This window comes from Caballeronia sp. dw_19 (assembly GCF_018449515.1).
GTDB lineage: Bacteria > Pseudomonadota > Gammaproteobacteria > Burkholderiales > Burkholderiaceae > Caballeronia.
On sequence record NZ_JAAVUQ010000077.1, the window covers coordinates 1 to 13,001 of the forward strand.

Annotated in this window: 9 protein-coding genes; 7 read left to right on the top strand and 2 right to left on the bottom strand. The window is 59.6% G+C overall.

Annotated features, from left to right (window positions below):
• Window positions 1-44 precede the first annotated feature (44 nt).
• A complete protein-coding gene (locus tag HB376_RS39995) occupies window positions 45-1,943 on the bottom strand; it encodes a potassium transporter Kup (RefSeq protein ID WP_213769209.1) in 1,899 nt (632 codons plus the stop codon).
• Window positions 1,944-2,241: 298 nt separating this feature from the next.
• On the opposite strand from HB376_RS39995, the gene HB376_RS40000 reads away from it, so the two are divergent.
• Window positions 2,242-2,868 carry a ParB/Srx family N-terminal domain-containing protein gene (locus HB376_RS40000; protein WP_213769210.1) on the top strand — a complete coding sequence of 209 codons (627 nt, stop codon included), beginning with the start codon at window positions 2,242-2,244 and terminating at the stop codon, window positions 2,866-2,868.
• Window positions 2,869-3,022: 154 nt separating this feature from the next.
• On the opposite strand, the gene rpoD is transcribed toward HB376_RS40000, so the two are convergent.
• A complete protein-coding gene (gene rpoD, locus HB376_RS40005) occupies window positions 3,023-4,915 on the bottom strand; it encodes an RNA polymerase sigma factor RpoD (RefSeq protein ID WP_213769216.1) in 1,893 nt (630 codons plus the stop codon).
• A 501-nt stretch (window positions 4,916-5,416) separates the two neighbouring features.
• On the opposite strand from rpoD, the gene HB376_RS40010 reads away from it, so the two are divergent.
• The 6 genes from HB376_RS40010 to dapA all read left to right on the top strand — a co-directional run bounded on the left by HB376_RS40010 (window position 5,417) and on the right by dapA (window position 12,195).
• Window positions 5,417-5,626, top strand: coding sequence for a hypothetical protein (locus HB376_RS40010; protein WP_213769211.1), 210 nt, complete (start codon window positions 5,417-5,419; stop codon window positions 5,624-5,626).
• 43 nt (window positions 5,627-5,669) lie between these two features.
• The gene (locus tag HB376_RS40015) at window positions 5,670-7,097 is read left to right on the top strand and encodes an FAD-binding oxidoreductase (protein WP_213769212.1); all 1,428 of its coding nucleotides are present in this window, start codon (window positions 5,670-5,672) and stop codon (window positions 7,095-7,097) included.
• Window positions 7,098-7,195: 98 nt separating this feature from the next.
• Window positions 7,196-8,302 carry an ABC transporter substrate-binding protein gene (locus HB376_RS40020; RefSeq protein WP_213769213.1) on the top strand — a complete coding sequence of 369 codons (1,107 nt, stop codon included), beginning with the start codon at window positions 7,196-7,198 and terminating at the stop codon, window positions 8,300-8,302.
• A gap of 54 nt (window positions 8,303-8,356) precedes the next feature.
• Window positions 8,357-9,454, top strand: coding sequence for an ABC transporter ATP-binding protein (locus HB376_RS40025; RefSeq protein ID WP_213769214.1), 1,098 nt, complete (start codon window positions 8,357-8,359; stop codon window positions 9,452-9,454).
• A gap of 96 nt (window positions 9,455-9,550) precedes the next feature.
• Window positions 9,551-11,266, top strand: coding sequence for an ABC transporter permease subunit (locus tag HB376_RS40030; protein ID WP_213769217.1), 1,716 nt, complete (start codon window positions 9,551-9,553; stop codon window positions 11,264-11,266).
• 26 nt (window positions 11,267-11,292) lie between these two features.
• Window positions 11,293-12,195, top strand: a complete 903-nt coding sequence (gene dapA / locus HB376_RS40035) for a 4-hydroxy-tetrahydrodipicolinate synthase (protein ID WP_213769215.1) — start codon at window positions 11,293-11,295, stop codon at window positions 12,193-12,195.
• The last annotated feature ends 806 nt before the right edge of the window (window positions 12,196-13,001 follow it).

A 13,001-nucleotide genomic window follows, 5' to 3' on the forward strand; every position in this document is an offset into this window, starting at 1 on the left:
GCTACCCCCAGAACCGCCCACCCGCCATCCCCGCCCCCCCACCCCTACATATTGATCTGCCCACCCAACTCAACCACACGATTAGGCGGCAAACTATAGTACTCCGCCGCTTGCGCAGCATTCCGCCCAAGAAACGCGAACAGCTTCTCACGCCAAAGCGCCATCGCCTTGCTTTCACCGGTCGCACGAATCGTGTCGCGGGCGAGGAAGAACGAGGTATCGGCGGCATCATAGGTCCAACCGGGAATCTGCTTCTGGATCAGCGTCAAAAGCGCCGGCACGTCGGGAATCTCCATAAAGCCGTGACGCACCCTGACCGCATAACAGCCATCACCAAGATCCTCCACCACGGCCTTGTCAGCGTCCCTGACATGGGGCACGTTGTCGGTCGTGCCGGCGAGAAAGATGTTCGTATTGTGCAGCACGCGGTTGTGCTTGAGATTGTGCATGAACGCCGTCGGAGTCATGCCGGCCACGCCGCCGGGGAACACCGCCGTGCCTTCAACGCGCGACGGCGGATGACTGCTCCTGCACAGCGAATGGATGATGTCCTTGAGCGGCAGGTTCTCCGCTTTCATGCGGTCGATCAGCGTTTCGCGTCCCTTGTGCCAGGTCGTCATGACCGTGAACAACGTAGCGCCTGCAAGCAGCGGAAACCAGCCGCCGTCGAGCACCTTGCTGACGTTACTCGATACAAACACCGCATCGACAATCGCAAATGGCCCGATAACAAGCGCCGTTGCCAATGGTTTCCAGTGCCAGAGGCAATGCGTGATGAAATACATCAACAGGGTCGTGAGCAGCATGGTGGAAGCCACCGCAATGCCGTAGGCGGACGCGAGGTTATCGGATGATTTGAAGAACACCACCAGGAACACGACCGCCGCGAACAACGAGAGATTGATGAACGGTACATAGACCTGACCAATTTCATGCGTCGATGTATGGACGATCGGAATGCGCGGCAGGAAACCAAGCTGCACGGCTTGCTTCGTCATGGAGAACGCGCCCGAGATCACCGCTTGCGACGCGATAATGGTTGCCGCCGTCGCCAGGATGACAAGCGGGACAAGCGCCCAGCCGGGAGCCGACTCGAAGAACGGTTGTTTCAGCGTAGCGGGATGCATCAACACGAGCGCGCCCTGCCCGAAATAGTTCATGACCAGGCTCGGCCAGACGAGAAACATCCACGCGAGACGGATCGGCTTTTTACCGAAGTGCCCCATGTCCGCATACAAGGCTTCGCCGCCGGTCAGCGCCAGGAAGACCGAGCCCAGCACGATGAACGCGGTGCCCGGACTATGAGCCACGAACGATATGGCGAAGGTCGGCGAAGCGGCTTCAAGAATGAGCGGATGCTGGACGATGTGAAGCAAACCCAGCGCGGCCAAGGTCACGAACCAGACCACCATGACCGGCCCGAAGATCTTCCCCACGGCACTGGTGCCGTGTTTCTGGATGGCGAACAAACCCGTCAGGATAACCAATGAAATGGGCACGATCCAGGCTGTCAGCTGAGCATCGATCAGCGTCACGCCTTCCACCGCCGATATGACGGAAATAGCCGGCGTAATCATGGAGTCGCCATAGAACATGGCCGCACCGAACACGCCCAGCGTCAGCAAGACATTACGCAAGCGCTCGGGAGCAACGCCCGATGCCAGCGCGGTCAGCGCAAGAATGCCGCCTTCGCCGTCATTGCCTGCTCGCATGACAAAGCTGACGTACTTCAGCGTGACGACAATCAGGATCGACCAAAGGATCAGCGATACGATGCCAAACACATTAACCTGACTGGCTCCGCCCGCGGCCTTGAGACATTCCCTAAGGGTGTAAAGCGGACTTGTCCCGATGTCTCCAAAAACGACGCCTACAGCGCCGAGCATTAAAACGGGTGCACCTGGGACCACTTTGGTCGAAGAATTTGCAACGGATGCTGACATATGCCTTTCGCTCGATTTGTTAATCATCGCCGCTATCCGGGATCGCCCACAGACTAACCGGTTTCATCGGCATGGACCTCAGCATTTACACCAAGCGCGCTTCAACATCTCCATAACCTCTCCATAACAATATCCGCGAAAAATGACGGTGAGTCATGTAAAGAAAAATGCGAAGCGCACACGTTTGAATAGTGACCAGGACGCGAACGCAGGCGCCGCGCCTGCTCCCTCGCAAACTTGTTGGCGGGAACTGCGTCGGTTACGCTTGCCGCTGGCCCTTTAATCCTGCGTACACACCATGAAAAAATTAGTCAGGCTGGAATTGCAGCAGATCCATCCGACGCAGATAACCGCGGGCATGCTGGAAGTCGATGAGAAACGCAAACACTTCGCCTCCCTGCCTGCGGAAGAATTGAAGCGCGCGCTGAAGGCCCTACCTATTCCGGCCGTGTTGGGCCGGGATGGCACTCACTTCGCGACCGATCACCATCACCTTGCGCGAGCGCTATTCGACGCCCAGATTAATTATGCTTACGTTGAGGTCATGGCCGACCTGTCGAAGCTGAAAGGCGACGCCTTCTGGCTGGAGATGGCAAACCGGCGCTGGGTGCACCCCTATGACGAGCACGGCATCCTGCATGGCGTTGCCGCGATTCCGTCCAACGTATCGGGGCTGATAGACGATCCGTACCGAAGCCTCGCAGCGTTTGTGCGCAACGCGGGCGGCTACATTAAAACGCCTGAACCGTTTGCCGAATTCCAGTGGGCGGACTTCTTCCGGACTCGCATCCGCTTGTGGAGCACGTCGTTTCAGTTCAACGCCGCTGTGCAGCAGGGGGTGCATCTTGCCAGAAGTCCGGATGCGCTGGTGCTACCGGGGTTCTACAAGAGCAAGGTCAGCAGTGGAGCAAATCTTCGCCCTTGAAGGGTGGGCCTGGTTCGCATCGGGAGCGGGAGGCTGGGATCTGCCTGGGGTAAGCGGGAGAGCGTCAAGCCGTAGAGCATCAAGCAAAAACGCCGTTGAACCCTCTGCGGGTCCAACGGCGTCAACCTACCTTCCAGCGAGCCTTGCGGCGTCCTTAATGTGCCAGGAACGAGCGCAGCTTCTCCGACCGGCTAGGATGCACGAGCTTGCGCATTGCCTTGCTTTCAATCTGGCGAATCCGCTCACGCGTCACATCGAATTGCTTGCCGACTTCTTCCAGCGTATGGTCGGAAACGGTGTCGATACCAAAGCGCATGCGCAGCACCTTCGCTTCACGCGGCGACAATGAATCGAGCGCATCCTTGATCGCCAGACGCATGTCGGCGTGCATGGCGGCATCGGCCGGCGACTCGGTGTTCGAATCTTCCACCATGTCGCCCAGCGTCGTGTCGCCGTCTTCGCCCAAAGGCGTTTCGAGCGAAACCGGCTGCCGCGCAATCTTCAGGATGCTGCGAACCTTCTCTTCCGACAAATCGAGGCGAACCGCCAGCACCGACGGATGCGCTTCCTGACCCGTCTGCTGCAGGATTTCGCGCGATACGCGGTTCAGCTTGTTGATCGTCTCGATCATGTGCACCGGTACGCGAATGGTCCGGCCCTGATCGGCGAGCGAACGCGTCACCGCCTGACGAACCCACCACGTGGCGTACGTCGAGAACTTCCAGCCACGGCGGTATTCGAACTTGTCTACGGCCTTCATCAAGCCGATGTTGCCTTCCTGGATCAGATCCAGGAAATGCATGCCGCGGTTCACGTACTTCTTCGCGATCGAGATCACCAGACGCAGATTTGCTTCCGTCATTTCGCGCTTCGCCTGACGCATCTTGTGCTCGGCGGACGTCATCTGCTTGTTCAGCGCCTTCAGTTGCAACAGCGGCAACATCAGGTTCGATTCGATCTGGATCAGCTTTTGCTGTTCCGCCTGAATGGCCGGCAGGCTGCGTTCCAGCGCCTTGCCATAGGCGTTTGACGCTGCAGCGTGACGGGTCGTCCACTCGAGATCCGTCTCGTGGCCCGGGAATACTTCCACGAACTTCTCACGCGGCATGCCCGCCAGATCGACGGCGATCTTCAGGATACGGCGCTCAATAGCGCGGACCTGCTCGACCTGCTCGTGGACCTCGGCGCACAACCGGTCGATCGTACGAGCGGTAAAGCGGATCGTGGCCAGCTCGCGCTGGATATGTTCCTGCACGCTCGGCCAGTCGCCGGTGCGTGAATCGTCGGCGATATAAGCCGCATGGAACACGTCGAAATGGTCCCGCACGTTCGAGAAAATGGGCAAGCAGTCGCGCAGCAAATGCTTGAGGCGCGTTGCGTTCGCACGCGTTGCCTGCTCGTCTTCGGTCTCGCCGTCTTCGTCGTCGCCTTCCGACGCCAGTTCAGCTTCATCGAGTTCAGCCTCGGTATCGGCATCCGCCGGCACCGCGTCTTCGTCCAGCGTGGTGTCCTTGAAGCCATCGACCAGTTCGTCGATGCGCAACTCGCCCGCGACAATCTTGTCCACAGTCGTGAGCAGCGTGATCACCGTCGACGGGCACGTGAATGCCGCCTTGATCATCTCGCCAAGGCCATCTTCAATGCGCTTCGCGATTTCGATCTCGCCCGCACGGGTCAGCAGTTCAGTGCTGCCCATTTCGCGCATATACATACGCACGGGATCGGTCGTCCGGCCGAATTCCGAGTCGACGGTTGCCAGCGTGACTTCCGCTTCTTCGTCCGATTGCTCGTCGGACACCGCCGTGGGGGCGGAATCGTTCAGCAGCAATGTTTCCGAGTCCGGCGCTTCTTCGTAGACGGCCACACCCATGTCGCGGAACGTGCTGACAATGGTTTCGATAGCCGACGTCTGAGCAAAGTTACCCGGCAGGTGATCGTTGATCTCTGCGTGGGTCAGGAAGCCTTGCTGTTTTCCCAGTTGAATCAACGCCCGCATCTGGCGTTGACGCTCATCGGCCTGCTCGGGCGAGCAGACGCTTTCGTCCATTGGGCGCGACAACTTGTCGGCAGACCCACGGCGGGCTTTCGATTTTTTTGCAGGAACGCCGTTGCCGGCGGTAGATTCGGTTGGATCAAAACTTGTCATACATTTCCTCGACAGCTTTGCTCTGTAATGACAAACCAGTGCACAAGCGGTTAGACACGAGCACTACCGTGACGACCAACGGGATCATCACCTCGGGTTCAGCTATTCAGCTTATTCAGCCAATTCGATGCGCTGATTCGAGCAAAACTGAATCAGTTTGGAGGCGGGACGCGCTAACGAGCGCAGTATTCGCGCGGGTCGTACAGTTTATAGCAACTTGCTTGCGGCTAGTGCGGTAAACGCCAATATCAGGCGTATCTAGTAGCCGAGCGCAGCAAAACTACAACATTTAGCTCGGACAAGCACTCATTTGCGGACGATTTAGCCCGAATCAAGACCGCAAAAGCCGCATGCAGCCGCTCATTGAGCCTAAAAAACGCGGCCTTATTCCGACCCTGATTAATGCCCTTGCTCAATGATGGGTCGATTCTCGACGACTTTGCCGCCGCTGAGGCGTTTTTTTTCGGGCGGCACGTTTCTCCCGTCATTGCGACCCGTTCCCTCGGCTATCTGATCGGCGATAACGCCTATTTTAATCGCATTACGATTAAACGCATTTCAATGCGATTTTTTTCTCCCTATGCTGTTTTTCAGACGCGGCGTTTCCGCTGACCCGTTGCTGGTCCGGGAAGCCGCCACTATCGAGGAACTCGACATGAAGAACGTCACGGCGTTGATCGCAGCCCTGGAAGCGGAACTCGGCGCCGATGCGGTGCTGACAGCCGAATCCGACCTCGCGCCTTTCACGGAAGACTGGCGAGGCCGCTACAAGGGACCGGCCGCGGCAGTCGTCCAGCCGTCGAACACCTCGCAGGTGTCGGCCGTCGTGCGCCTGTGCGCGGCGTACGGCGTCCCGGTCCTGCCGCAGGGCGGCAACACCAGCCTGTGTGCGGGCGCGGTGCCGGCAAACGTGGGCCTGCCGCCGGTCATCGTCAATCTGACGCGCATGCGGCGCATTCGCCATATAGATGCCGCCAACGGCTCGATGGAAGTCGAAGCCGGCTGCGTGCTGAAAACCATCCAGGACGCAGCCGCGGCCGAACAACGCCTGTACGCGGTGAGTCTGGGCGCCGAGGGCTCGTGCCAGATCGGCGGGAATTTATCGACGAATGCGGGCGGCACTGCGGTCCTGCGTTACGGCAACACGCGCGACAACGTGCTGGGTCTAGAGGTCGTACTCGCCGATGGCACCGTCTGGAATGGTCTGCGCGCCTTGCGCAAGGACAACACGGGGCTCGACCTGAAGCACTTGTTCATCGGCACGGAAGGCACGCTGGGGATCATCACCGCGGCTACGCTAAAGCTGCACCCGCTGCCTGTTCAACACGCGCTCGCGTGGTTCGCGCCCGTTGATCCCGCCGCCGCGCTGCACATCCTCGGGATGTTCCAGGCCGCGTGCGGATCGCGTCTGAGCGCCTTCGAGATGATCAACCGCCGCCAGCTTGAACTCGTGGTCGAGCAGGTTCCCGGCCGCCGCAATCCACTCTCGGAATTGCATGAATGGCACGTGCTGGTCGAACTAGGAGACACCCACGGCGGCGAGGAAATGGCCGCGTTGATGCAGCAAACGCTCGAACACGCAGCCGTTGCAGGGCTGATCCACGACGCCGTCCTCGCCAGCAACCAGACACAACGCGCCGCGCTCTGGGAAATTCGCCATAGCGTGTCGGAAGCCAACAAGAAAGCGGGCGTGGGCCTGACGACCGACTGTGCGGTGCCGGTGTCCGCGGTGCCCCTGTTTATCGAGCGTGCCACGCAAGCGGTGCATGCCATTGTTCCCGGGCTGGACATCCTCGTGGTCGCGCATCTTGGCGACGGCAACGCGCATTTCATCCCCTTCTTCACCTTCGACGCCTGGCGCCAACTCGCGGATCGCTCCGCCATGGCCAACGCCATGCGCCGCTGCGTGAACGACGTCGCGCATGAATTACGCGGCACGTTCAGCGCGGAGCATGGCGTCGGGCAAACCGGGCTGCCGGAAATGGCGCACTACAAATCCGCGGCTGAACTCGGCCTGATGCGCGCGGTGAAGAACGCGCTCGATCCGCACAACCTGTTCAATCCGGGGCGTTTGCTGCCCTGAGTTTTTGGTCACCTTAGAACTAACCGATCCAGGCCGGGAAGAAGCCCGGACGTTCGCATCACAGCGTTTCTGTTTCTATCCACACCCTTGGAGCCGACATGAAAAAGCAGCCCGCACGCGATGAGATCCAACCGCTTCAGCAACCCGGCCGCCGCACGGTCATCAAGACGGCTGTCGCCGGCGCCGCGGCGGTGGCGTTCCCGTTCGTCTGGACGCCATCGCGCGCGGCAAGCAAGCGGATCGTCATTCGCGACGATGGCGGCATCTACACCAAGGCGTACGGCGCGGTTTTCTACAAGCCCTTCACGGAAAAGACAGGAATTGAAGTGATCGGCGTGCAGGCTAACGCTGAACCGACCGCCCAGATCAAAAGCATGGTCGAGACCGGCAGCTACACGTGGGACATGGCCAAGATCAGTCAGCCAGCTATCCTCCTGTTGACGGGCGGCGGCAAGGAATACCTGGAGAAGCATGGGCTTGAAGCCGATCCGGTGATTGCGAAGATTCCACCGCAATACATGTCGCCGTATGGCGTTGGCACCAACATCTATACGACCGTGCTCGCGTATCGCACCGATGCCTTCAAGGGCCGCAAAGCCCCCAATTCATGGGCCGATATGTGGAACGTCAAGGACTACCCGGGCCGTCGCGGCCTGCGCAAGTATCCGTTCGATACCTTCGAAGAAGCGATGATGGCAGACGGCGCGTCGCCCTCGCAGGTCTATCCGGTCAACTTCGACAAGGGCATCGCGAGCCTCGACAAAATTTCCAGGCACGTCGATGTATGGTGGACCACGGGTGCGCAAGTCGAACAGATGCTGGGCTCCGGTGAAGTCGACATGATCAGCACGTGGGTATCGCGGGCGCAATCGGCTATTGCGAACGGCGCGCCGGTGGCGATCGTCTGGAACCAGAACATCTGGGGCTGCGACAACTGGTCGATCCTCAAAGGCACACCGAATGCCGGCGCCTGCCGCGAGTTCATCAAGTTCGCGTCCGATCCAAAACGTCAGGCCGCGCTGGTCGAATATTTCCCGGCCGGTGTTACGCAGCCCGAAGCGTTTAACTACATCAAGCCCGAGATTGCGAAGAACTGCCCGACGTTCCCGGAGAACATGAAGAACGGCCTGCATATCGATGCAAAGTTCTGGCAGGAAAAACAAAGCGTCGCGCTCGAACGGTTCAATAGCTGGATCCTGACCTGAGCGCTGTTTTCATCGCGTTCCTTTTGTGTTTTCACCGCCACGGATGCCGATTCCATGTCTGCCTCGAATCTTCAAATCACGGGACTGTGCAAGCGCTATGGCGACTTCGTCGCGCTCGCGCCGATCGATCTCGATGTCGCCCAGGGCGAATTCCTGACCCTGCTCGGACCCAGCGGCTCAGGCAAGACGACGCTGCTCAGTCTGATCGCGGGACTGGCACAGCCGGACGATGGCCAGGTACGGATCAATGGTGTCGACGTGACGTACGGAGCGCCGTATGAGCGGGACATCGGCATGGTGTTTCAGAACTACGCGCTGTTCCCGCACATGACGGTAGCGGAGAACATCTCGTTCCCGTTGCAGATGCGCAAGACCGACGCCAAAGCGACGCGCGAGAAGGTCATGCAAGCGCTTGAGATGGTGCATCTGCCGCATGTGGCGGGGCGTTATCCGCGTGAATTGTCGGGCGGTCAGCAGCAACGCATTGCCCTCGCGCGCTGCATGGTCTACCGCCCGTCGATCATCCTGATGGACGAACCGCTCGGCGCACTGGACAAGAAATTACGCGACCAGATGCAACTGGAAATCAAGCGGATTCATCGCGACCTGGGCACGACGATTGTCTACGTCACGCACGATCAGGAAGAAGCGATGACCATGTCCGACCGCATCTGCCTGATGAACGCCGGATCGATTGCGCAACTCGGCACGCCCGCGGATCTGTATTTCCGCCCGAAGAGCGTGTTTGTCGCGGATTTCCTCGGCGAATCGAACCTGCTCGATGCAGTGGTCACGGGGCGCAGCGGCGATCAGGTACAGATCAGCGTGCAGGGTGGCGCGAACGTCAACGCAATGGCGTACGACTCCGTGATTCGAGACGGCAAGCCGGTGAAGCTGATGTTGCGTCCGCAAAACCTGCAGATCCACGATGGGCCGCCGGCCGCGTCGATCAACGGCGGGACATTGTCGGCGAAGCTCACCGACATCATGGTGACCGGCAGCATGACGAAGCTTTATCTGCAGTCGCATATCAGCGACGCCCCGCCGCTCGTCGCGGCTTTCCCTACCAACCGGCTCGGCCGCCAGTACGAGATCGGGCAGACGCTCGGGCTTTCGTGGCTGACTGCGGACGCTGTTGCCATTGCGGGGTAAGAGATGAATCGTTCCGTCCTGACCGCCGAGCAAACGCATCCGGACGCGCCGCCGCCACGCCCTGCCCGATGGCGCGCGTGGTTGCGACCCGGCGCAATGAGCGCACCGATCATCGTGTTGCTGCTGGTGATGCTCGTGTACCCCGTCGGCCAGTTGTTGCTGCTCAGCGTACATAACGACAGCGGCTTTACGCTGGTTGAATACAAGCGGCTCTTTGCATCGTCGGTATATGTGGATGTATTGCTGATCACGCTGAAGATCTCGTTGTGGACGACCTTCTTCTCCGTGCTCACCGGTTATCCGATCGCGTATCTGATTTCATCGCTGACGCGGGAGCGCAAGAACCGCCTGCTGTTCTGGGTCTTGCTCTCCTTCTGGACCAGCTTTCTCGTGCGTACCTTTGCATGGGTCGTGCTGCTCGGGCGCAACGGCGTGATCAATCAGATGTTGCTTGGACTTGGCATCATCGACCGGCCGTTGAGCCTGCTCTATAACTTTTCCGCCGTGATCGTGGGTATGGTCCACGCGCTGATGCCGCTCGCGGTGCTGACCATGCTCTCGGTAATGGAGAACATCGACCGCCGCTTGCCGAGCGCTGCCGCCACGCTCGGCGCTCGGCCGGGCACGGTGTTCTGGAAGGTGTATTTTCCGTTGTCGCTGCCGGGCGTTGCCGCGGGCGCGTTGATGGTGTTCGTCACGGCTATCGGCTTCTTCATTACGCCCACGCTGCTCGGCGGACGACATCAGACCATGATTACGCAACTGATCATCGACCAGGTGATGCAGGCGTTGAACTGGGGTTTCGCGGGGGCAATCTCCGTGTTGTTGCTGGCGGTCGTGCTGCTCGTGTTCCTGATCTACGACCGCATGGTCGGCCTCTCCACGATGGCTGGCGGCAGCTCGGCCGCGCGTGGTCCGAAGCACGGCGGCGGCTGGAGCCGCAAGCTGGGTGATGTGATCCTGACCGCGCTGGGCAACGCGACCGATGCGGGAATCGGTCTATTTCCCAAACGATGCAAACGCCGTGCCGCCAAAGGCGAAAGCCTGACGTTGCGCGTGGTGGTGATCTTGCTACTTGTCTTCCTCAGCGCGCCTGCGTTCCTGATGATTCCACTCTCGTTCGATTCCGCGTCCGGTCTCGCATGGCCGCCGCACGGTTTCTCGTTGCAGTGGTATCGGCAGATCACTGATTCGCCGTTGTGGATGCAGGCCATTACGCGCTCCATGCTGGTGGGTATCGGCACCGGCATTCTCTCGATGCTGATCGGCACGCCCGCTGCGTTCCTGCTGGTGCGTGGCGGCATGAAGGGCAAGGCGGCCATGCTTGCTTTCATCCTCGCGCCGATCGTGGTGCCCCGCATGATCATTGCAGTAGGCGTGTTCTATTTCTTCGCGAAGATCGGCTTGATCGGGTCGTCGTTCGGCCTCGTGCTGGGACATACCGTGGTGGCTGTGCCTTACGTGGTGATCACCATGATGGCCGTGCTGCGCAACTACGACACGCGACTTGATCTGGCCGCGCATAGCATGGGCGCACGGCCGTGGGCCACGCTGCGCCTCGTCACGTTCCCGATTCTCGGTGCGGGGTTGATGTCGTCGTTCCTGTTCGCTTTCGCTACCTCCTTCGATGAACTGACCATTGCGTTGTTCTCGTCGGGCGGCTTGAGCACGACCTTGCCCAAGCAGTTCTGGGACGAAATCACGATGCAGATTTCACCGGTCATTGCGGCCGTTTCCACGTGCCTGTTCGTCTTTATTGCAGCCTTGATCTGGGTGGCGGACCGGTTGCGCCGCCGCAGCCTTGCTTCTTGAATAACCTTGTTTTCCAGGACTAACTCATGCTTTCAGCACACCAACTGCGTGGCGTCTTGCCGGCTATTCCGACTCCCGTCAATCCCGACGACACCATCAATGCCGACGCCGCTCGCGCGCTCATGCGCTATCTGCTGAAACAAGGCGTGGACGGTGTGGTGCCGCTTGGCGGCACTGGCGAATATGGCGCGTTATCGCGCGCCGAGCGCATTCGCATGGCCGAGATCACAGCGGAGCAGGCTGCGGGCAAGATCCCCGTTGTCGCGGGCGTGCTCGATCCCGGTTATCACGATGCGATGCAAGCGGGAAAGGACTTCGCTCGGGCCGGCGCCGATGGTCTGCTCGTGCTGACACCCTACTACACGAACCCGACGCAGGGCGGGATTCGCGATTACTTCATGCGTTACGCCGATGAATCGCCGCTGCCGATTCTCATCTATGAAATCCCGTACCGCACGCGGATTGCGATTGCGCCCGAGGTGCTGCACGAGTTGTCGAGGCATGAGCGGATCATTGGCATGAAGGCGTGCAACACGGACATGTGGCATTTCTTGCGCACCGTTGCGGGCGTGGATGAATCGTTCGCCGTGCTGAGCGGTGAGGATACGTTGTTCCCATTGCATGTGGCGGCCGGTGCGCGAGGCGGGATTGTCGTCACGGCGACGTTGCTGCCGACTGCGTGGCGAAAGATTTATCAACTGGCTTCGGAGGGGAAGACGCAGGAAGCCTTGACATTGCATCGCTCGCTGATTCCGCTGATGAACATGGCGTTCGCCGAGACCAATCCCGGTCCGATGAAATCCGTGATGGACCTGATCGATGTGCACGCGCCTGCGATGCTTGCGCCGCTGGTTCAAGCGGAGGCGGAGTTGTCGGGGCGGTTGCGCGTGGAACTGGAGAAACAACTCGATTTGTTTGAACGTGGGTAGGGTTAGGGGGCGGGGGGCGGTTCTGGGGTTAGGGGGCAGGGTCGGCGGTTCTGGGGCTAGCGGTCGGAGTCAATGCCGGGGTGGTGGTTTTTGGGTTAGTGGTCGGGGTCAATGCTGGGCTGCTGCTTTCGGCGTTGGTGGTCTGCCTGACTCGGATTTTCTCTTTATCACTATTAGCCACTGTGCGTGGCGGCACGTCATTTCTTTGTCCAAAGCGACAAAGAAACGAAGCAAAGAAAACGCTTTTAAACCGCGCTACCCTAAGTGTCCACAGCGTGCAGTTTCTATTCATAGGTGCCGCAAAAGCACGGTGCTCGCCAGAGCGGAGGATGTGTGAAACCCTCCTTCTCGCGAATCCTGACACGAACACGCTTCGCCCCGTACGCTCTCGGGCAAGCACAAGTTGCCAAGGAACCACCACGGCCTCACGCGTCTTTTCGGTTTCGTTTTTTGGTGGGTTAGCTGCCTGGTCTGCGCGGTCGCATTCGTGGATCGCAGCCCGATCTGTAGTAGCTTGACGCGAATTACCGCTTCGAGTTTTAGTGAAGTGGCTACGTTCTCCATACCATTATTTTCGTTGGTTACTGCCATAAGCACCTTCGGGGTTTTAGTACGTTGCGGGTTGGCGGCGTGGTTCGACGAGAGTACAAATTCGGAGGGAGGTTGTCCGCGGATAGCGCGGGGTGCCCCTTGGGCAGGTTCAATCACTGGTGGCGAAGCGTGTGGGTATCGGTGTTCGGAGAAAGAGGGGTTCACACATCCGTGGCTCTGGCGAGCACCGTGCTTTTGGGGCACCTATGAATACA